Here is a 20417-nt window from a genome sequence, read left to right as displayed (position 1 = left end):
TTGCCTGAAGCGTTAACAGGAGTCTCAGATGGGTTTGATGAATCAGTTATCCGGTACCGGGCGTACGTTGTCCGTCGCCGGCGCGGCGTTGCCGATGTACGGCGGACAGCCCATCCTGACGCCGGTGAAGCTCGCCGGAGCCGAAACGCTCGGCGAACTGTTCAGGTACACGCTCGAACTGAAGACGCCCGATTCGCTGGCGTTCTCACCAAGCATCGCGGCGAACATCGAACTCGACAGGCTGATTGGCACGGAAGTCACCGTCTCGATCCAGATCGAGGGTAAAGGGCACTTCATTCCGGGTCTTGCAGGCGAGGCAGGTCAGGCCAATCTCGGCGCCGGCACGCGCGAGATTACGGGCATCGTGAGCGCCGCGCGCATCGTGCGCGAGGATGGCCGCTCGATCGTCTACGAGCTGACGCTGCGCCCGTGGCTGTGGCAGGCCACGAAAAACCGCAACACCCGGAATTTCCAGGACATGTCGGTGGTCGAGATCACCGACGCGGTGCTCTCGGCGTACACGTTTCCCGTCGACAAGCGGCTGACCACACCGCGCCCGAACAAGGCGTGGCCCAAGCGCGACATCCAGCGGCAGCACTTCGAGAGCGACTGGACCTTCCTGCAGCGGCTCTGGCAGGAATGGGGGATTTTCTGGTTCTTCGAGCACAGCGACGGCAAGCACCGGCTCGTGCTGTGCGACTCCATGGGCGCGCTGAAGTCTCTCGACGAGGCCTACCGGACGATCCGCTACGAAGCGCCCACCGGCCGGCGAATCGACGAGGAGCATATTCACGCGCTGACGGTCCAAACCTCGCTGACGACGGGCGCAGTGACTTCCGTCGACTACGACTACACGTGGCCACGCGCCGACCTGTCGGTCAAGCGTGAGGATCCGCGCGACACGGGCCTCGCGCATCAGGAGCATTACACGTGGGGCGACTATGCCCAGCCCCAGGCGGGCGCCTCTGGTCTTTCGGGCGACCACAACGAGCCGCAGACCGAAGCCGAGTACCTGACGATGGTCCAGATGCAGGCGCTGCGTTGCCAGGGACTGCGCGCGACCGGCGAGGGTAATCTGCGCGGACTCGTCACCGGCCGGACCTTTGTGCTCACGCATTATCCGCAGCTGGCTGCGAACCGCGAGTACGCGGTTATTTCCAGCAGGCTGACGATCGAGGAAGTCGCGGAGGCGTCCGGCACCGGCCAGCGCTACCAGTGCAAGGCGGAGTTCGAGGTCCAGCCGTCCAGTGAGGCGTTCCGCCTGCTGCGCACCATTGAGAAGCCGCGCATCGCCGGGACGGAATACGCGGTCGTGGTGTGTCCCGAGAACCAGGAGATCTGGACCGATGCCTACGGGCGCGTGAAGGTGCAGTTCGTCTGGGACCGGCTCGGCCATAACGACGAGCGCTCGAGCTGCTGGGTGCGCGTGGCCGGGGCGTGGCACGGTGACCAGTTCGGCGGCACCTTCCTTCCCCGCCGCGGCCACGAAGTCACGATCAGCTTCGTGAATGGCGACCCGGACCTGCCCGTCATTACCGGCAGTGCCGTGAATGCGTTCAACATGCCGCCGTTCGAGTTGCCGCAGAACCAGGCGCTGGCGGGCTATCGCAGCCGCGAGATCGGCGGCCGGCGCGCCAACACCCTCGCCTTCGATGACACCAACAGCAAGATCCAGGCGCACCTGTCGAGTGACGAAGGCGCCTCGCAGCTGAATCTGGGTCACATCACGCGCATCGCCGGTAACGCGGGTCGGCAGGACGAGCGAGGTCGGGGATTTGAACTGGCCACCAACCTGTGGGGCGCGGTGCGCGCCACGCTGGGGCTGCTCATCACGACCTACGGACGGCCCGACGCGCGGGGGAATGTAAAGGATCTGTCGGAAACGGTCCGGCAGCTTGAGGATGCACAGAGCCGTCACGAGGCCATGAGCCGCGTTGCGCAGGAAGGCGAAGCCCAGGATGCCGAGGGGCATCAGTTCGACATTGCAAAGACGATCGAAGCGCAGAACCAGCAAATCCGTGGCGTCGCAAATGAATCCAATCAGTTCCCGGAACTGACTGAACCCCATCTGGTTATTGCCGGTAAGGCTGGTGTGGAAGTCGTTACCCCGGCAACGGTGCATATCGCGTCGGGCGAGCATACCGCGATCACCAGCGACGGACATGTGGCTATTGCGAGCGGACGCAGCTTCTTCGCGAGCGTGCGCGACACCGTACGACTTTTCGTGCAACGAGCCGGTCTTAAGCTTGTTGCAGCCGGCGGTGACATCGATATCCACGCACTGACCAAAACGATCAACCTGCTTTCCCGGCTCGAAATCAATCTGACCAGCGACTCGATCCATATTCGGGCCAAGGAACAGGTCCTTATTGACGGCGGTGGCAGCTTTGTCAAGTTCGACGCCAGCGGCATCGAACACGGTACGTCTGGCAAGTTTGTCGCGCATGCGGCCGTGCACGGGATGCCCGGCCCGAAAGACCAGCCGGTCGACATGTCGCCGAAACATGTCTGTGTTGAGTGCCTGCTGAAGGCCGCAAAAAGCGGTGCCGCCGTCGTTCCTCTCTAACGTGTCGAAAGAAAGCGCATGACATCGCACAACGGCCCCTCTCGCCCACGGCTTCTCGGTCTGGTTGACGCCGCAGCCTGCCCCGCGCGAATACAGCCGCTACTCAAGCAGTCCGGAACCACATTTCGATCAGTCTTTGCCGGATTGCCCGAAGAAGCGCTCGGTCCGGCATCACTGTTCCTCGCGCGCATTGACGATCCCGATGCCAGCTGGGTTCAGGAACTCGATCAGATCGATCTGCATTCCCCATGCATGTCGCTGATCTGGAGCCGCGTCAGCCTGGATGACATGGTCACGCACTTGCGCGCCTTCCTGTTTGCCGACATTGGCGACAGCATGACGGCGATGATCCGCTTCTTTGATCCTCGCAATACGGGCGCGATCGTTTCGGTATGGGGTGATCAGATCAGGGACATCTTCATGGCGCCGATCGATCGATGGATGTATCGCGGCCGTCACAAGGAGTGGCAACGCATCGAGAACGATGCCCTATCCGGCAGCCGGATCTGTAAGTCCATCATGATTCAGCTGGAAGACGCAGACCTTGATGCGTTGACCGAACACACTGAACCGGACGAACTGCTGGCATCACTGATCCAGCTGGGCCTGATCGACGAGGAGCGTCCCTACCTTGCACGGTTCACCGATTTTCTGCCGCGCTACCAGAGGGCGTCGCAGTGGGGACTTACGGAGCCGTCTGATCGCCTGAATTTCTGCCGGCACACGTACCTTTACGGGCTCGACTTTGATCGGCATCTTCGCGTCCACCACGCGCTGTCGGAGCGGGTCGCGACGGGGGAATCATATGTGGCGGTAACCGGTCGCATTCCGCCCCACGTCTGGGAAGATCTGGCGCGTCGGCACGAAGCCCAGACGAACGGCAGTTCAACTACCGCTAACACCGGAGAAGCAAGGTGACAGAGCCGAAGAATATGAAGACAGGCAAACGCAACACAGGCGCTGGACCACGGCTATTTCAAGCCTTGGTGGCCCTTGCACTAGGACTGGTCGTTGCCGGCTGCCATCCGCAGCAAACAACCGCTTCCAGCAGTGCGAATGCTGTCGACGCAGCGAAAGGCGAGGGGGAGTCGTACCCGGCGGGCGTGAGTGGGTTGAACTACTCCACCTATGGGATCGCCAGCTTCTCGATTACCGATGCCGAGGGCAAGACTGGTGGCGGGCCGAACATCTCTCCTTCCAAAGGCGATGGCAAGCCGGCGGGCGGTGGCGCCGAAATGTGCTGCGTGATTGTGCCTTCGAAATGGCATGAAGGCATGACCGTCACCGTGCAATGGGAGCGAGATACCCATCCCTATGATGACAAGGACCGCAGCGGCGATCAATGGCTCAAGGCCGTCGCGAAAGTACCGCCGTATGGTCCGACGCAATACAACTTCTGGGTGCAATTTCTGGACGGTGACCGCATACGGGTGCGAGTCGATGACGGCAGTCCGCTTGAGAAGCCAAGCGAGCACGACCCATACATCGCTCAGGGCGTACTGGACGACGACGCGAACAAGGCCATGCAGGCGGCCCGCGAACGGGACAGACAGGCCGCGGAGGAATACCGCCAGCAACTGCGGGAGCAGGACGCGCGGGCAGGCAGACAGGGTGAGAACAAATGAGCGTGATTCGATGGCCGGCTCCGATGCCGGAAGCCGGTCGCCTGCCGGAAGCAAAGCGGGCGTGGGACGAGGGCAAGGCGAAGGTCTGCGACCCGAAGATGGAGTGTCCGCAGACGCTGCACATCAGCCTGTTTTTCGACGGCACCAACAATAACGACGCGCCGGACAATCCCCATCGCGACTCACTGGCCCAGAGCCAGACCAACGTCGCGCGTCTCTTTGATGCGGCGGTCGATCTTCCTGCTCAGGGAATGTTCGCGTTCTACATGCCCGGAGTCGGCACGCCGTTTCCGCAGATCGGTGAGGCTGATTACTCGACGATGGGCAAGGGTTTTGCCGCGGGTTATGGCATGCGGGTCGCATGGGGCTATACGAGAGTGCTGAACGCGATCTACGCTGCTATCACTGGCAAGGTTCTATTGCTCGACGATGCCGCCTACAACGCGAGCCGTGCGCTGACCGGCGACAAATCGGTGGTCAACAACCTGCCTAACCGCTACACCGCCCTGACGGCGGCGCACAAACAGGCCCGGGATGAATCGCGGCGCCATCGCACCATCCGCAAGATCTGGATCAACGTATTCGGCTTTTCGCGGGGAGCCGCGGAAGCGCGGTCGTTCGTTTCGCGGCTCATTAACGTATGGGCGCCCGGCGGCAGGATCGCGGACGAGTTCGATTACACCGTGAACTTTCTCGGGCTCTTCGATACCGTCGCGTCGGTGGGACCGCCAGACTCGACGCGCGTCGCCGTATCGCTGAACATGCTCGACGGGCACTGGGAATGGACGTCGAACGAGCAACTGAACATTCCAAATCAGGTGCGTCGCTGCGCGCACTTCTTTTCAATCCGCATTCCGTCCTACGTCTGGGAAGATCTGGCGCGTCGGCACGAAGCCCAGACGAACGCCAGTTCAACTACCGCTAACACCGGAGGAGCAAGGTGACAGAGCCAAAGAATATGAGGACAGGCAAACGCAACACAGGCGCTGGACCACGGCTATTTCGCGCCTTGGCGGTCCTTGCACTAGGACTGGTCGTTGCCGGCTGCCATCCGCAGCAAACGCCCGCTTCCAGCAATGCGAATGCTGTCGACGCAGCGAAAGGCGAGGGGGAATCGTACCCGGCGGGCGTAAGTGGGTTGAACTACTCCACCTATGGGATCGCCAGCTTCTCGATTACCGATGCCGAGGGCAGAACCGGCGGAGGATCGAGTGTTTACCCCTCTAAGGGAGGGGCCAAATCACCGGGTGAAAGCGGCGAAATGTGCTGCGTGATTGTGCCTTCGAAATGGCATGAAGGCATGAGCGTCACCGTGCAATGGGAGCGAGATACCCATCCTTTTGATGAGAAGGACCGCAGCGGCGATCAATGGCTCAAGGCCATCGCGAAAGTACCGCCGTACAAACGGGTCGCACATGGTTTCTGGGTCCGATTTCTTCCGGACGATCGCATCGTCGTCCAGGTCAATGACCAAGATCTGTACATACCCGACCCGTTGAAAGACGAGAGCCTATACGTCGCTCAAGGCGTACTGGACGATGAAGCGAACAAGGCCATGCAGGCGGCCCGCGAACGGGACGCGCAGGCAGCAGAGGAATACAGGAAGCAGTTGCGAGAGCAGGACGCACAGGCTCAAAAACAGAGAGAGAACAAATGAGCGTGATTCGATGGCCGGATCCGATGCCGGAAGCCGGTCGCCTGCCGGAAGCAAAGCGGGCGTGGGACGACGGCAAGGCAAAGGTCTGCGACCCGAAGATGGAGTGTCCGCAGACGCTGCACATCAGCCTGTTTTTCGACGGCACCAACAATAACGACGCGCCGGACAATCCCCATCGCGACTCCCTGACCCAGAGCCAGACCAACGTCGCGCGTCTCTTTGATGCGGCAATCAATCGCAATGCTCAAGGAATCTCCGCGTTCTACATGCCCGGAGTCGGCACGCCATTTCCGCAGATCGGTGAGGCCGATTACTCGACGATCGGCAAGGGCTTTGCCGCGGGCTATGGCATGCGGGTCGCATGGGGCTATACGAGAGTGCTGAACGCAATCTACGGCGCCATCACAGGCAAGGTTCTATTGCTCGACGATGCCGCCTGCAACGCGAGCCGCGCGCTGACCGGTGACAAATCGGTGGTCAACAACCTGCCTAACCGCTACACCGCCCTGAAGGCGGCGCACAAACAGGCCCGGGATGAATCGCGGCGCCATCGCACCATCCGCAAGATCTGGATCAACGTATTCGGCTTTTCGCGGGGAGCCGCGGAAGCGCGATCGTTTGTTTCGCGGCTCATTAACGTATGGGCGCCCGGCGGCAAGATCGCGAACGAGTTCGATTACACCGTGAACTTTCTCGGGCTCTTCGATACCGTCGCGTCGGTGGGACCGCCAGACTCGACGCGCGTCGCCGTATCGCTGAACATGCTCGACGGGCACTGGGAATGGACGTCGAACGGGCAACTGAACATTCCAAATCAGGTGCGTCGCTGCGCGCACTTCTTTTCAATCCACGAGCAGCGTATGAGCTTCCCGCTCGATACGATCCGGATGGGTAGCGCCTACCCAGGGCAGGAAGACCGGTTGCTCGAAGTGCCCTATCCAGGGGTTCATTCGGATGTAGGAGGCGGCTACCCGCCGCGCGACCAGGGGAAAGCGTTCGCAGGCGATGCGTTCAAGCTCAGCCAGATTCCGTTGCATGACATGTATATCGAGGCATTGCGAGCTGGTGTTCCTTTGCAGCTCCCTGACGGGCCCGACGCCATGACCGCAGCTACAAAGGCGAACTTCAAGCTGGCTCCCGAACTGGTCGGAACTTTCAACGACTGGCTCAAGACCGCTCCGGCAATCAGCAAAGTCGAAGATGCAATGCGGTTCGGCATGGGGCAGATGCTGGGCTGGCGAACCTTGCGTGCCCGTGTCGGGACTGCGGACTACGTAACCGAACAGCTCTTCTTCCAGCGTGCGCATGAAGGGACGAAGTCGCGTGAGCAGGTGCGCGAGGACGCCCAGCGTCTGAGTAAAAATGACCCGAAGATCAAGCATCTGAAGAGCCAGCGTCTCGAAATCGTCAGCAGGATGAACGCGGCAAGCATGAGTGCGACAGCCGATCCTTTCTCGTCGCTCGGCCCGACAGGCGACCTCCGCGAGGAAATGGATGGCTACCAGAAAGAGCTCCAGCAGAATGATACTGCGATAGCACGGGCACAGGATGCGAACGCTGCGAAAGCGGCGGGCCTCGATCCATCAGTCGCCAAGCCGGGCAACGGTCCAGACGATCTTGTCTCTGATGACAAGACAGATATCCAGGAGGCCGCCGAAGAATTCCGTGTGCTGCTGACGTGGCTGAACCCTGTTCAGGCACCTGTGTGGCGTACAAAGTTCAATCATCAAACAAACCTCCCGTACACGACCCGGGAACAAGCGAGCAAGCTTCATAGGCCAGAAACCTCAATGATCTACATGAAAGCGCCCGACGTGCTCAGCCGCCTGGCTGCCGTCTCGCCGTACTCGATCTATGACGACGCTGTTATTAAGCCCCGGACAGTGTTGAAGGGGTTCCTGCAGCAACACACGTCCCCCGTGGCTGTGGAAGCACTGCGCAAGACGTCCGCTGCAGTAAGGCTGTACGACGATTACATCCATGACAGCCGTGCATGGTTTCGCGTGCCCTATTTCAGGGAATACGTGCCCGGCGGCTACTTCTGGGCCCGCGTTCTATTTACGGGCGGTGATCAACGGGTCGAGAACCTGGGCCTGGGCTAACGCTGCGGCCGAATATCGTCTGTATTGCCTTCGCCCAAATCGCGCTATTCGCGTCGAGCAATCATTTCATCGGATTCCTGTACATGGCATTGCAAATTATCGTGGTCGGCGACCTGACCTCGCACGGAGGCCGGGTCATTTCAGGCTCCGAAACGCACACCATTGGCGGCAAGCGGATTGCCCGGCTGTTCGATCTGGTGGACTGCCCGCAGAAGTACCCTGACGGACGGCCGCACGGTATCAACAAGATCATCGAGGCGCACCCGACCTTCACAATCGGTGACGAGCGCGTGGCCGTGGCGGGCAATCGTACGGAATGCGGCTGCGAGCTGATCGGCAGTACAACGGCCAGCATCGGAGACTGAGCGCATGGCAAAGATTAGCGAGTTGCAGAGTACCGATATCGGCGTCAGTTCGCGGCAAGCGGCTGAACGCACCTCGTCGGCGAGCGATGTGAAAGCCGCGGTCGCCGACGCTGAGGGCGCAGCCTCGGCGCCGATCGAGATGCTTCCGCCTGAGCCCTTTGCCCGGCGGCTTGCCGCGATTCGCGCCGCGCGGAATCCGCTACTGGAAGCCTCCCATGTTTTGCTTCGCGCGCAGGCAGATATGCCCGATCAGTTGACCTCGAAGCAGGCCATTGCTTCGTTGAGGTCTTTACTCGAGCAGGAAGTGCACGTGTTCCAGAAACTGTGCGAACAAGCCAATATCCGGCGCGACCATATGATCGGCGCGCGCTACTGCCTGTGCACGGCGCTGGACGAAGCGGCCATGCAGACCGCGTGGGGCAAGGGTGGCGACAGCGGCGTGGAATGGGTGACGAACGGCCTGGCTACGATCTTCCATGAAGACCGGCAAGGTGGCGACAAGGTCTACCTGCTGGCTGGGCGGTTAATGACGGAACCGCAGGAACACCTCAACCTGCTCGAGGTGATCTACCGGATCCTGAGTCTTGGCTTCGAGGGCCGCTACCGGTATGAAACCGGCGGGTCCCGAAAGCACGAGGCCGTGCGGCAGCGTCTCTACAACGAGATCATGTCGCAGCGCGGTCCCGTGCCGGTCGCGCTGTCGCCCCACTGGCAATCGGACGTGAAGGGCAAACGCGCGTCGTTCTATGACTTTCCTGTCTGGATCACCGTCGTCGTGCTCTCGCTGATCCTGCTCGGCCTGTTCGGCTATTTCAAGTACGAACTGCTGAACCGCAGCGCTGCCGTCCAGAAACAGATTGCCGACATCGGGCACATGACGCCGCCCCCTGCCCCGCCAGCCCTGCACCTGAAAGAACTGCTCAAAAACGAGATCGCCGCCGGCACGGTCAGCGTCGACGAGGATGCGCACCACAGTGCGGTCACATTCCGCGGCGACGCGATGTTCCCGCCGGGTGGCGCATCCGTGAAGCAGACGATGGGGCCGCTGATCGCAAAGATCGCCGGCGAAGTCGCGAAGGTGCCAGGCAAGGTGACCGTCCTTGGGTACACCGACAACGTGCCGATCCGCAGCCGCCAGTTCGCCTCGAACGAGGCACTGTCCGAGGAGCGCGCCACCCAGGTCATGCAGATGCTGCAGGCAGCCAGTGTACCGGCGAGCCGCCTTGAGGCCGTTGGCAAGGGCGACGCCGATCCCATTGGTGACAACAAAACCGTACAGGGCCGCGCGCAGAACCGGCGTGTCGAAATCACGGTCGCGCAGTAACGGACGAACCAGACCGGTCGGAATTTAATTCGGGATTCAAGCATGAAGAAGTTGTCGTTTCTGGTGTCGCGCCAATTCCTCGCCCTCCTCGCACTGGTGGTGATCGCGCTCGTGATCTGGTTTGTCGGACCGCTGGTGGCGTTCGGCGGCCTGAAGCCGCTTGCGGGTGTGGGCATGCGGGTGCTCGTGATCGCCCTGCTGCTCACCGGCGTGCTGCTCTGGCTTGCCGGCCGGTCAACCAGCGTGGTGTTTGTCGCGGCGCTGTGTCTGCTGATCTGGTACGCGGCGCCGCTGCTCGCCTTTGGCCATGCCGAGCCCTTCGCACCGGAATCAGCCCGGATGATCGCGATCGCGGTTGTGCTGACCGTGTTCGTCGTCTACTGGCTGTTCCGGCTCCGGCAGATGATGCTGGAAGATGAGCAGTTCACCCGGAAGCTGCTTCAGTTTGGCAGCCGGAAGGAGGAGTCGCCCGCGGCCAGCCAGCTGAAGCAGGTCAACGCGGTGGTCGCCGGCGCACTGGCGCGACTGAAGGCGATGCGCACCGGCGCGCGAGGGCTGGGCAAGCTGTTTCAGGGCAAGCGCTACCTGTATGAACTGCCGTGGTACATCACGCTCGGCTCGAAAGCGTCGGGCAAAACCAGCGCGCTGCTGAACGCGGGGCTGTCGTTCCCCGTGGCCGGGCAGATGCAACGGGCAACCAGCGCGCTGGCCGGCGACGCCGGCTCCGTTGACTGGTGGCTGACCAACGACGCCGTGCTGATCGACACGGCGGGCCATTACACGCGCCACGGGACGTCGCAACACGAGTTGCCCGTGCCACCTGACGCCGCGACCGGCAAATCGCCGGCCGGTGAGTCGCGGACGAACGGAAACCGGGACCAGTCGAAACACGAGGCAGGCGACAGGGACGGTGCCGCAGACGTCGCGGCATCGACGGCAGCCGCGGCGACGGGCGCCGTCACGGCGACCGTCGTTCCCCTTCGTGACGATACGCAACAGCGGCGCAAGGTCGTTGATGAAGCCGAATGGCTCGGGTTTCTGGGAATCCTGCGCCAGCACCGTCCGCGCGCGCCGATCAACGGCGCGCTGCTCACCATCGATCTCGCTGAACTGACGGACGCTGACGAAAACGCGCGCATCGCTGAAGCCGCGGCGCTACGCGCACGTCTGGCCGAACTCCGCACCGAACTGGGCATCCGCTTCCCGGTCTACCTGCTGGTCACGAAGATGGACCGGCTGACAGGTTTCACCGAATACTTCGGTTCGTTGACCGCGGAAGGCCGCGCGCAGATCTGGGGCTTTACGCTGCCGTACGGCAAGGAAACGATCGCGAAGGAAGGGGTTCGCGCCCGCTGCAGCCAGGAACTGGGCCAGCTGGCCACGCGTCTGGCCGATGGCGTCGACACCCGCCTGCAGGACGAATACGATGCGGATAGGCGCCGCGGGCTTGCCGCGCTATCGGAAGAATTCGCCGCGCTCACCGGCCCGCTCGGCGACCTGATCGAGCGCGTGTTCCTCGATTCGCGCTATGACGACACGCAGCTTCACGCGACCCTGCGCGGCATCTACTTCACAAGCGCCACACAGACGCAGAACGGGGCTGGCGGCGAGGTCGCGGCCGAACGGCGTACGGTGATGCAGCGCCTCGCGGCCACCTTCGGCAGCACGCCGGCCGCGCGCACGACCCGGCAGGACGGCAACCAGGGCTTCTTCCTGCATGACCTGCTGACGAAGGTGGTGTTTCCGGAGGCGCACCTGGTGCGGCCCAACCTTCGTTGGGAGTACCGCTTCCGCCTGCTGCGCCTGATCGGCCACACGCTCGCGCTGCTGTTCTTCGTGTGGCTGGCGATCAGCTGGCGCATCAGCTTCGGCAACAACAGCGACTATCTCGATGCAATCGGACACAAGGCGCAGGCGCTCGCGGCAAAGGTGACCCAGCTCTACAGGGAGCCGAAGCCCGAGGCCGTCCCCGATACGCTGACCGACGCGCGCTACCTGCCGACGTACCGGGGGCTCGACCTGTCGGATCCGGACAGCGCCTGGCGCTTCGGCCTGTACACGGCACCCGACATCGTGACCGAAAGCCATCATACGTACGATGCGCTGGAGGACAACCTGCTCCTGCCGCAGATCGTGCACCGGATGGAGGACGTCATCTCGCAGGCGATCGCAAACAGGGACTCCAAGGCGGCTTACGATGCGTTGCGCGTGTACCTGATGCTTTACGACAAGGCGAAATTCGACGCCAGCGATGTCAAGGCCTGGGTGCTCGACGACTGGGCCAGGACCGACAGCGCCGCAGTATTCGGCGGACGGGCATCGATGATCGATCACGTGCAGCAGCTTTTTTCTGGCGAGCGCGTGGTCCAGTCGCCGCTGATCCGCAACGACGCACTGATCCAGCAGGCGCGTTCGTTTCTCGATGGCAGCAACGCGACCGACCGGCTCTATCAGCGCGCGAAGGCCGCCATGCTCAGGGAAGCGCCGGACGAGTTCACGCTGATCCGCGCGGTCGGTCCGCAGGCCGGGACGGTTTTCACGCGGGCGAGCGGCGCGCCGCTTTCGCGTGGCGTGCCAGGCCTCTTCACCTTCGACGGATACCGGAGCCTGTTCGACAGGCGCCTGCCTGAGTTCGTGAAGGCTGCGCGCGACGATGACGCATGGGTGATGGGCCGTTCGTACCTCGCTGGCTTGAGCGCTGCGGCTCAAAAAAAAACGGCTGACGTAGTGAATGCCGCGGTGAGTGCCGCGAACGGCGCCGACGATCCGCTGACCGAAGCCATCCGCCGGGAATACCTGATGGAATACGCGCAGCAGTGGGATGCGTTTCTCGGCGACATCCGCACGGTGACGGGCACGAGCCTGCAGTTCAACCTGCAGGTGCTGCGCAGCTTCGCGGCGCCGGATTCGCCGCTTGCGCGTCTCGCGCGCGCGGCGGTGCATGAAACGACGCTGACGCAGCCCATCGCCACGTCGGACGGTTCCTTCCTGCAGAAGGCAACCGACCAGTTGCGCCAGAAGGCGGACAAGACACTCGGTATCCGTGCCTCGGAGCGCGTCGAGCGTGAAGTTGTCGACAGCCACTTCGCAGCGCTGCGCGAGGTGGTGACCGGCAGCGCCGAAGGACAGGCTACCGCGCTGGCAGGCGTACAGCCTGCTGCCGCCCAGCAAGGCAAGACCGGCCTCGACGGGATGACGAACCTGCTGAACGACTATTACACGGCACTCACCGTCGCCGACAACGCGCTGACCAACAACAGCATGCCGCCGGCAAGCGACACGGCAGCGAAAATCAAGATGACCGCCGACACAATGCCCGCGCCGTTCCGCGCGGTGCTGCTGGCACTCGGCGCCGACGGCTCACGCGAGGTCAACCAGGGCATCGGCCAGTTGCTGTCGCGGCAGATGCAGGCGGTCGTCGGCGACACCTGCCGGCTGACCATCGAAGGCAACTATCCATTCACGCCCGGTAGCCAGCGCGACGTAAGCATCGACGACTTCACACGCGTGTTCGCCCAGGGTGGCGTGATGGACGATTTCTTCGCGAAGACGCTCTCCCCTTTCGTCGACACCTCGGCGAAGCCCTGGCGCTACCGCACGCTGCCCGGTGCAACGCAAGCCGTGCAGGGGCCCGATCTCGAGCCGTTCCAGCACGCGAAGGCGATCCGTGACGTGTTCTTTGGCGATCCTGGCCAGAAGCAGCTGACGTGGAAGGCGGACATTCGCATCCCTGAACTGGACCCGACCATTACCGGGCTGACGATCGACATCGACGGGCAGACGACGCTCTACCAGCACGGGCCGGTCGCGCCGTTCATGGTGAGCTGGCCGGGCCCGCGCGGCGGCGTTCACGCGGAGATCACGGCGAACCCGCGCATCCGGCCTGACACCTCCACGATTTCGACTGACAGCCCATGGGCGCTGATGCGCCTGCTGCAGAAAGGCCACGTGGTCGAGACGGCGACACCGGGCCGTACACGTGTCGCATTCGACTTCGACGGCCGCAAGGCCGTGCTCGATATCGCGAGCGCCGGCAGCGTCGCCAATCCGCTGACGAGCGACGTCCTGAAAACCTTCAGGTGCCCCAGCTCCATGCCCATGTTCAGCCTGACCGACAGCGGACCACCGCCGGGTTTGCCATCGGCCAATCCGCCCACATTGCCCGCTACCAGTGTTACCCGATAACGCGTTCGGGAAACCAGCCCGACGCCGCTTTTGCCAGAAAGGATTCATGTCACAACCCGCAACCGATCTGTTACAACGCGCTTTCCTGAGCGTGTGCAGCACCGTTGTCCTGTTGAGCGCCTGCCCGTTTGCGCATGCGGCGTACCGCGAGGAATGGCTTACTGGCAACCAGCTGAAGCAGGCCCAGACCGCCGCGCATCGCACCCCATCCCCGACACCAGCGCGTCGCGCTGCCTCGCAGCCCCGGCTGCGCAGCACCGCTGCTGTCGCCCACCTGCCGCCGCGTCGCCAGCCGTCGCCTCCCTCCCCGGATCCGATTGCGGCGTTCAGCGACAAGAACCGTTCAGGTATCAAGCCCGGGCGGAGTCAGGACTGATGGCGACCGTAGAACGCATTAAAGATGTCAACGTTCGTAGAATGTATTAAATCTGTCACCGTTGCGACAATAAAACTGTCAACTCGGGGCCTGGACGAACCTAGATGCCGGCTCAGCGTTGCGCGACAAGGGCCCCAACGATGCGAAATAAATGTGTCACCGGCGAAGCCGGGTATTGCTGGCCTGTTAGGGCAAGGTCTCAATCCGGCCATGAGTCCGGCCATGAGCTGACGTTCGACAGCGCTGCTCGGTTCGTTGACAATCGGAGCAACTGAATTCCTGACAACGGTGCTAAATGAGCAGCGATCAAGCAGACAAAAGCCCGTGCGACTTGCGCGAGACATTGGAACGCGTTTTCGACGAGCGGTCCTTTGTTGAGTTTCTAAATGCGCTTGCACGCGACTGGTCCGAGGTGCTTAGCCTCGATGCTGTGAATCAACCGGTCTCGCATTCGAGCGGTGCGTCACGCTGGGAAAATGGATCGATTGGCGCGTTCTTCGATGCGGCTGCGACTTGGGCCGAAGCATTCAAAAATGGACTCCGGTTTTATAACGTCCCGTCAAACCCATGGCGCCGTGCCGCCGACGTGCTTATCGCCGGCAAGGAATACGAGTAGGAAATCCGAGCGTTGTCGCCTATCGAGCCGCTCGCCACCGACGCGGCAGTTGCAATATTCTGGATGCGGCCGTAGCCCGGTACCGGGGAACGGCTGCTCCCATTCTTCAAACGGACCATGATTAAAAGAACCACTACGCTCTACGTGATGATCCTCGCGTCGATCCTTCAGGCGACCATGTCGCTCATCTCGCTCGCGTCGTTCGCGCGCTTCTTCTGGCAGGACTCGGCCGCGATCGCTGCAATATATACTGTACAGCAGCGCGGCGCCTGGGCCGTCGCGGCGCTATGGTTAATTGCTTCCCTCGTCGCAGGAATTGCGATGCTTCGCCGGCGCACGTGGGCACGCAAGCTGTACGCGGTAGGTGGGGTGGTAGCGCTCCTGGCGTGGTTCGCGCTGCTGCCGTGGCCGCTCGTGGTAGCCGCAGTGGTGCCGGTTGCGGCTACGATCAGGGCGCTCTACAGCCACGCGGCGAACCTGCATCTGCATGCCATCCCTGCTGACGCGCCGAAGGGACGGCGCACGCTCATCGCCCAGGTGCTCTTCGCGGCGGCGACCGCGCTCATCTACAGCACATACCTCGGCATGTTTCTCGGCCACGGCTGGATGTACGAGCAGTTTGGTGGCTATGCGCCGCTGTACCACCTCATAGCCTGGGTTGTCGTGCTCGTCGCAGCGATCCTCGTGGCACCGCGCGGCACGCGCGCCTGGCAATGCGGTGTGGCCTTGATGGTGTTCGTTGTGGCTCTCACTGCGGCTCTGATCGGCTTTATACCCTACACGGCGGTATCCGCACGTTACCTCGGCACCGCATTTCAACCGTTTGAGGTCCAGTGGGGACCCGCCGCCTTTGGCGTGGCCGTGCTCGCCTTCGTCGCGTGGCTGCTGCTCTCGCTTGCGAAGATGCGGGGGGGCCCGAAAGAACCGCCGCCACCCCATGGCGATCTGCCCGATTTCGCCTGAACCTCGCTGTTACGACGCGCTGTACCGGCCGCACCGATCACTCGCCCGAGCACTCATGACCTATCGAACCGTCCTTCGCCTCACGGGCATTTGCCTAGCCGTCAATCTGGCCGTCGCCGCCAGCCCCTCCCTTGCCGACGCCCGCCCATCGGTTGACGCCACGAGCGTGAGCGCCGCCGAACTCGCCATCAAGCAACAGCAATACCGGGCAGCTGCGATGCTGTTGCAGTCACTTGAGCGCGGCGGCGATGCGCGCGCGCAGGCTGATCTCGGGGTCCTCACGTTGGCGGGATTGGGCGTGCCGCGCGACGAGGCCGCGGCGCGCGTCATGCTCGAGCGCTCTGCGCAGCAAGGGAACCCATACGGCCAACTCGCCCTTGCCGCGCTAGACATGTCGAGAAAACCTGGTGCTGACTCCAACGCAAAGGCCGTGGCGATCAACCGCAAATACGCCGAGCAGGGGAATGAGTACGCCGAATACGGCCTTGGCGTGCTCTACCTCAACGGTCAGGGCGTGGAACAGGATCCCGTGCAGGCCGCTGCATGGTTTCAGCGCTCCGCCGACCAGAACAACCCTTGCGCCCAGAGTGCGCTCGCATACCTCTACGACACGGGGACTGGCGTGCCGCACGATGGCGCGCGCGCCGTCCAACTCTACGAGCGGGCCGCCGCCCAAGGGTTCGCCATTGCACGCAACAACCTCGCCGACCTATATGAACACGGACGCTACGTTCCGCTCGATTACCAGAAGGCACTCGAACTGTACAAGCAGGCCGCTAGCCAGGGACTTGGGCAGGCCAGCTCTAACCTCGGCCGAATGTATCTTCACGGGCTGGGCGTGCCGGTCGATGAAAAGATCGCGCGGGACTGGTTGCTCAAAGGCCTGCGTGCGGGAGACACGCACGCTTACGTCGAACTCGGCAATCTCGCCTTCCGCGGCACGGATGGCAAGCATGACTATGATGGCGCGCTTGCGTGGTATCGAAAGGCGGTCGCCTTGAATGACCCAAGCGGCATGGCGGGAATGGGCTACATGTACGAGTGGGGTCACGGGGTACCGAAGGATGACGCCGAAGCCTTCCGATGGTACAAGCAAGGCGCAGAAGGGGGCAACGGGCCATCAGCGGCTGCGCTCGGGCGGTTCTACCTGCTCGGTCGGGGCGTGTCCCAGAACAATGCTGAAGGCTTGCGCTGGCTTGAGCGCGCCGCCGCTCAGGGCGAACACGATGCGCAGCGCAATCTCGGGTGGGCATACCAGTTCGGCAAGTACGGCGTGAAAGTTGACTACAACGCTGCGCTTCGCTGGCTGATGCCGGCGGCGACGGCCGGGGACGCGGCAGCGCAATACGATCTGGCCCTCGCCTGGTACTACGGCCAGGGCGTCCAGTTCGATCGGCGTCGCGCGGCTGCTTGGAGCTGGCTTGCTGTGCGCAACGGATATCAACCCGCGCGAGAGCAATTTGAGGAGATGTCCAGGCACGTGACCTACGACGAACAGGTCCAGGCCCGGCAGGCGGCGGAACAGTGGCAAGTCGGCCGCGATATCGTGCTCCCTGGCAAACCACCCGGCTATGTTGGGCTCTCGGCCTTCAATCTGAACGCACCGTTCTCACCGGGCCATTGAGTGGCGGCCAGTTTCGGTCGTTCGACCTTGAGGTTCGAATCGTCGACAGCCGTTGCTTTCCGTGGACCACATCCCATAGTGCCGCATGCGGCGCAGCTGGCGTGCGGCGACCGTTCAGCCAGTTGCAGCGCCAGCGTTACCCTGGCGCTCCGTCATATGCGCTCTCTCCAGCTTTTCCAAACGATAACCGTAGCCGTAGATGGGCATGATGCAATAGCCGTTTTCAGGCCTCAGACGAAGCTTCACTCGCACCGCGGACATGTGAGTATCCAGCGTACGAGTCGGAATGTCCGCCGAGTGTTTCCAGATCGTCTCCAGAATATGCGCGCGGGAGAGTGGTCTCGCCAGGTTACGGAACAACAGTAGCGCCAGCTGGAATTCCTTTTGCGACAATGCAATTTGCTCGTCGCTCAAAAATACCCGCCCAGCCTGAGGTTCGAAAAGATAGTCGCCAAATTGCTGGGTGGTGGCAGCCGCATCCTGCCGATAGATTCGTTGCAAAAGCCGGTTGACGCGAGCGAGCAGAATGGGTGGGGGAACAGGCTTGACCAGGTAGTCGTCCGCTCCGGCATTGAGTGCATCAACAATATCTGATTCGCGCGCCCGACACGTCATGAATAAAACCGGCAGGTTGGCGTCGTAATTTTCACGAATCCACGCAAGGGCAACGTCGCCCCGCACGTCCCCGACATTCCAGTCGAGCGACACAAGATCGAACGTCTCGCGCTGCATTTTACGAATGAGCGCACGCCCCTCCTTGAATAGATAGCACGTGTGCCCGCCCTGCGTCAGAACTGCATTAATGAACTCCGACTGCTCTGGGTCGTCCTCAAGAATGGCGATGCGCATGACAAAAACCTACATTTGTTATCGGACGTCCTATCTCTTATAGGAAATGACGTCCGAACGTTCTACGCGTTCACTAATGAACGACCGAGCTCCTCCCTGAGGAGGACCGCCAATCTCCATATAGCCGGTGATTTCACTCCTATTGATCAGATGTTTTATTTGTCAATCAGCTTCAAATTGCAGTTATCGCCGTACCTGATTCCAGCCATTGAAGGCTCCTTCGCTGCAACATGTTTTTTAACATTCTAGCAGCACATTTTCCGACAGTTATGCGATGTCGTATAAATAACACGCCAAATATAATAGGGTCGATACATATTTATTTACGGTGCCTCACACTCCTGGCACACAGCCGGTCGTCTTCCAGGGAACCGACGACAGTGCGAATAGAAAGCAAAGCGCTTCCTTTCGCAACAGCTGATATCAATTCGATTTGAGAGCGTGTTCCACGCTGAGCCAGGGTTTGGTTTTTACAGAGGTCGTATGTGATTGAAACTCAATGCGCTCTCTCACTCGTCGTCGAGTGTTACGCCGCGATGTCATGGTTGAGTCCGAAGCCGAAAGCGCGACCGTAGTCGAAAGGTACCTCTATCGAACGAAGGGCAAACGCCGATCAAGTTTGAGTCTCGGAGGGGACGGACCGTCCTGCCCTGAAATGGTCGCTTCAAGATGGTGGTCGGGGTAAAAGTGGATCTCCAGATATCCAGGATCAGGCGGAATTGGTCCATCAACTTTTACCCGTGCTTTTACGTAGCGCTCTTCAGGTTCGATTTCTTTTCTCGTTGAATAGGACACAAGCGCGTCCATCCGGTACTCGACATCGATCCAGAATGGTGCCTTCGTGTTAGGTGTTTGCGAAGCGGCCTTATCCATCGGTTTACTACTCGGAAGCTTTCGTGGTTCTGATGCACTAGTCAGCCGTTTCGGCCGATTCAACGTCCGGGTGGGGGCCGCGATGTGCGAAGGGCTGGCACTTGCTGCTTCGGGCTGGGCCCACTCATCCATCGTTCTCGTATTGACGCTTACATGTGTGGGTTTCGCCAATGCATCGATGGGACTCGTTGGCGCTACTCACCGCTCATTGGCTATCCCGCAGAATTTCCGCGTGCGCATTCTCGCTGCGAGCATGATGACCACGCAGATTGCGGGCATTCTTGGGCCGATGGTCTCCGGCGCGGCGCTCATGCATTGGGCAGTGGGCAAGGTCTATACATGCTTCGGTCTCGCCACTTGTCTGCTCGCTTTTGGTTTTGTTTTGATACCGCGATCGCGCGAATTCTTTGCGCTCAACCACGAGCAGGTGAAAGATTGGTTTACCCCAGACACCGGTCAGGTGTGCGCAGCGTTCTGTTCGCAATGAAGACGAAGCGCGGCGGCTGGCATCGAGAGTCACGCATCGCACTCGCCAACGAGTCCGCCGACGTGCAATCCAGCGGTTTCGGTGTAGCCTGATAGTCCGGCACGCAAATGGGAGGCGGTATGGAGCGGGAGCTGAAACTGCGAGTCCGTATCGAAGATCTTGAGAAGTTGCGTCATGCGCCTCTGCTTGCGCAATCGAGAGGCGGATCCGGCTCCTCCAGACTGCTGACAAGCACGCATTTCGATACGCCCGACCTTGCCTTCCACTGGTGTAAGGCTTCGCTGCGCGTGCGTGCCGTCGGCAACGAGCGACACCAGACGTTGAAGCTGGAAGGGTCGGTGCAGGCGGGCCTGTTCGACAGGGACGAATTCGAGATGCCCGTCGATAGCGACACGCCAGATCTGAAGCTGCTGCAGGACCAGATAGCCGCTGATACCGACTGCGGCAGGCTTAGAAGCTGTTGCGAAATTAAGTTTTGGGTCTGTTAACTTTTCTGACTTGGTGTTAACTTCTTGTCTTGTTTTGCCTGACAGGAAGCAATGCCTAAAGAACTCATAGACGACGAATTGTGGTCACTCATCGAACCGCTTCTGCCCGCGCGAGCACCGCGCAATCGCCAGTACGCGGGCCGCAAACCGACGCCAGACCGAGCAGTGCTGACTGGCATCGTGTTCGTGCTGCGCTCGGGCATTGCGTGGAACCTGCTGCCGCAGGAAATGGGTTGCGGCTCAGGCACCGCCTGCTGGCGACGGCTCGTCGCATGGCAGAAGGCCGGTGTCTGGCAACGTATCCACGAAACGCTGCT

18 protein-coding genes are annotated in these 20417 nt (G+C 61.6%); 16 read left to right on the top strand and 2 right to left on the bottom strand.

Annotated elements, in window-relative coordinates:
• Window positions 1-28 precede the first annotated feature (28 nt).
• The 13 genes from BUE39_RS27725 (at window position 29) to BUE39_RS27670 (ending at window position 17403) form a co-directional block, all read left to right on the top strand.
• Entirely contained in the window at window positions 29-2566 is a 2538-nt protein-coding gene (locus tag BUE39_RS27725; protein ID WP_235004983.1) for a type VI secretion system Vgr family protein, read from the top strand.
• A gap of 18 nt (window positions 2567-2584) precedes the next feature.
• A complete protein-coding gene (locus BUE39_RS27720) occupies window positions 2585-3484 on the top strand; it encodes a DUF4123 domain-containing protein (RefSeq protein ID WP_073431874.1) in 900 nt (299 codons plus the stop codon).
• Window positions 3481-4191: a DUF3304 domain-containing protein gene (locus BUE39_RS27715; protein ID WP_090518848.1), complete on the top strand. Its 711-nt coding sequence runs from the start codon at window positions 3481-3483 to the stop codon at window positions 4189-4191. The genes BUE39_RS27720 and BUE39_RS27715 overlap by 4 nt, the downstream gene beginning before the upstream one ends.
• A 23-nt stretch (window positions 4192-4214) precedes the next feature.
• Window positions 4215-5135, top strand: coding sequence for a T6SS phospholipase effector Tle1-like catalytic domain-containing protein (locus tag BUE39_RS27710; protein ID WP_073431872.1), 921 nt, complete (start codon window positions 4215-4217; stop codon window positions 5133-5135).
• Between the two features lie 194 nt (window positions 5136-5329).
• Window positions 5330-5848, top strand: coding sequence for a DUF3304 domain-containing protein (locus BUE39_RS27705; RefSeq protein WP_159442602.1), 519 nt, complete (start codon window positions 5330-5332; stop codon window positions 5846-5848).
• Entirely contained in the window at window positions 5845-7950 is a 2106-nt protein-coding gene (locus tag BUE39_RS27700) for a T6SS phospholipase effector Tle1-like catalytic domain-containing protein (protein ID WP_073431870.1), read from the top strand. Before BUE39_RS27705 ends, BUE39_RS27700 begins: the two co-directional genes overlap by 4 nt.
• 83 nt (window positions 7951-8033) lie before the next feature.
• Window positions 8034-8315, top strand: coding sequence for a PAAR domain-containing protein (locus BUE39_RS27695; protein WP_073431869.1), 282 nt, complete (start codon window positions 8034-8036; stop codon window positions 8313-8315).
• 4 nt (window positions 8316-8319) lie between these two features.
• Entirely contained in the window at window positions 8320-9639 is a 1320-nt protein-coding gene (gene tssL, locus BUE39_RS27690) for a type VI secretion system protein TssL, long form (protein ID WP_073431868.1), read from the top strand.
• A 42-nt stretch (window positions 9640-9681) separates the two neighbouring features.
• On the top strand, window positions 9682-13824 hold the full coding sequence (gene tssM, locus BUE39_RS27685) for a type VI secretion system membrane subunit TssM (RefSeq protein WP_073431867.1): 4143 nt from the start codon (window positions 9682-9684) through the stop codon (window positions 13822-13824).
• Between the two features lie 46 nt (window positions 13825-13870).
• Window positions 13871-14200 (top strand): hypothetical protein, encoded by a 330-nt coding sequence (locus tag BUE39_RS34500; RefSeq protein ID WP_143032012.1) that lies wholly within the window; start codon window positions 13871-13873, stop codon window positions 14198-14200.
• Window positions 14201-14495: 295 nt separating this feature from the next.
• Window positions 14496-14816 (top strand): DUF7660 family protein, encoded by a 321-nt coding sequence (locus tag BUE39_RS27680; RefSeq protein ID WP_073431866.1) that lies wholly within the window; start codon window positions 14496-14498, stop codon window positions 14814-14816.
• A 117-nt stretch (window positions 14817-14933) separates the two neighbouring features.
• Entirely contained in the window at window positions 14934-15779 is an 846-nt protein-coding gene (locus BUE39_RS27675; protein ID WP_073431865.1) for a hypothetical protein, read from the top strand.
• A gap of 55 nt (window positions 15780-15834) precedes the next feature.
• Window positions 15835-17403: a tetratricopeptide repeat protein gene (locus BUE39_RS27670; RefSeq protein WP_159442601.1), complete on the top strand. Its 1569-nt coding sequence runs from the start codon at window positions 15835-15837 to the stop codon at window positions 17401-17403.
• 114 nt (window positions 17404-17517) lie between these two features.
• Here BUE39_RS27670 and BUE39_RS27665 read toward each other — a convergent pair whose 3' ends face one another.
• Together BUE39_RS27665 and BUE39_RS35260 are read right to left on the bottom strand one after the other, a co-directional pair.
• Entirely contained in the window at window positions 17518-18252 is a 735-nt protein-coding gene (locus BUE39_RS27665) for a response regulator transcription factor (RefSeq protein WP_073431864.1), read from the bottom strand.
• A 588-nt stretch (window positions 18253-18840) separates the two neighbouring features.
• On the bottom strand, window positions 18841-19125 hold the full coding sequence (locus BUE39_RS35260) for a hypothetical protein (RefSeq protein WP_167363312.1): 285 nt from the start codon (window positions 19123-19125) through the stop codon (window positions 18841-18843).
• Between the two features lie 157 nt (window positions 19126-19282).
• On the opposite strand from BUE39_RS35260, the gene BUE39_RS35695 reads away from it, so the two are divergent.
• The 3 genes from BUE39_RS35695 to BUE39_RS27650 form a co-directional block, all read left to right on the top strand.
• Window positions 19283-19612, top strand: a complete 330-nt coding sequence (locus tag BUE39_RS35695) for a hypothetical protein (protein WP_235004982.1) — start codon at window positions 19283-19285, stop codon at window positions 19610-19612.
• A gap of 119 nt (window positions 19613-19731) precedes the next feature.
• Window positions 19732-20100, top strand: a complete 369-nt coding sequence (locus BUE39_RS27655; RefSeq protein ID WP_084561506.1) for a CYTH domain-containing protein — start codon at window positions 19732-19734, stop codon at window positions 20098-20100.
• 51 nt (window positions 20101-20151) lie between these two features.
• On the top strand, window positions 20152-20417 hold a 266-nt coding region (locus tag BUE39_RS27650), incomplete at its 3' end, for a transposase (protein WP_143169523.1).

Source organism: Paraburkholderia terricola, from assembly GCF_900142195.1.
GTDB lineage: Bacteria > Pseudomonadota > Gammaproteobacteria > Burkholderiales > Burkholderiaceae > Paraburkholderia > Paraburkholderia terricola.
Note: the sequence above shows the minus strand (reverse complement) of the source record. Positions and strands in the feature narration are given on the sequence as shown.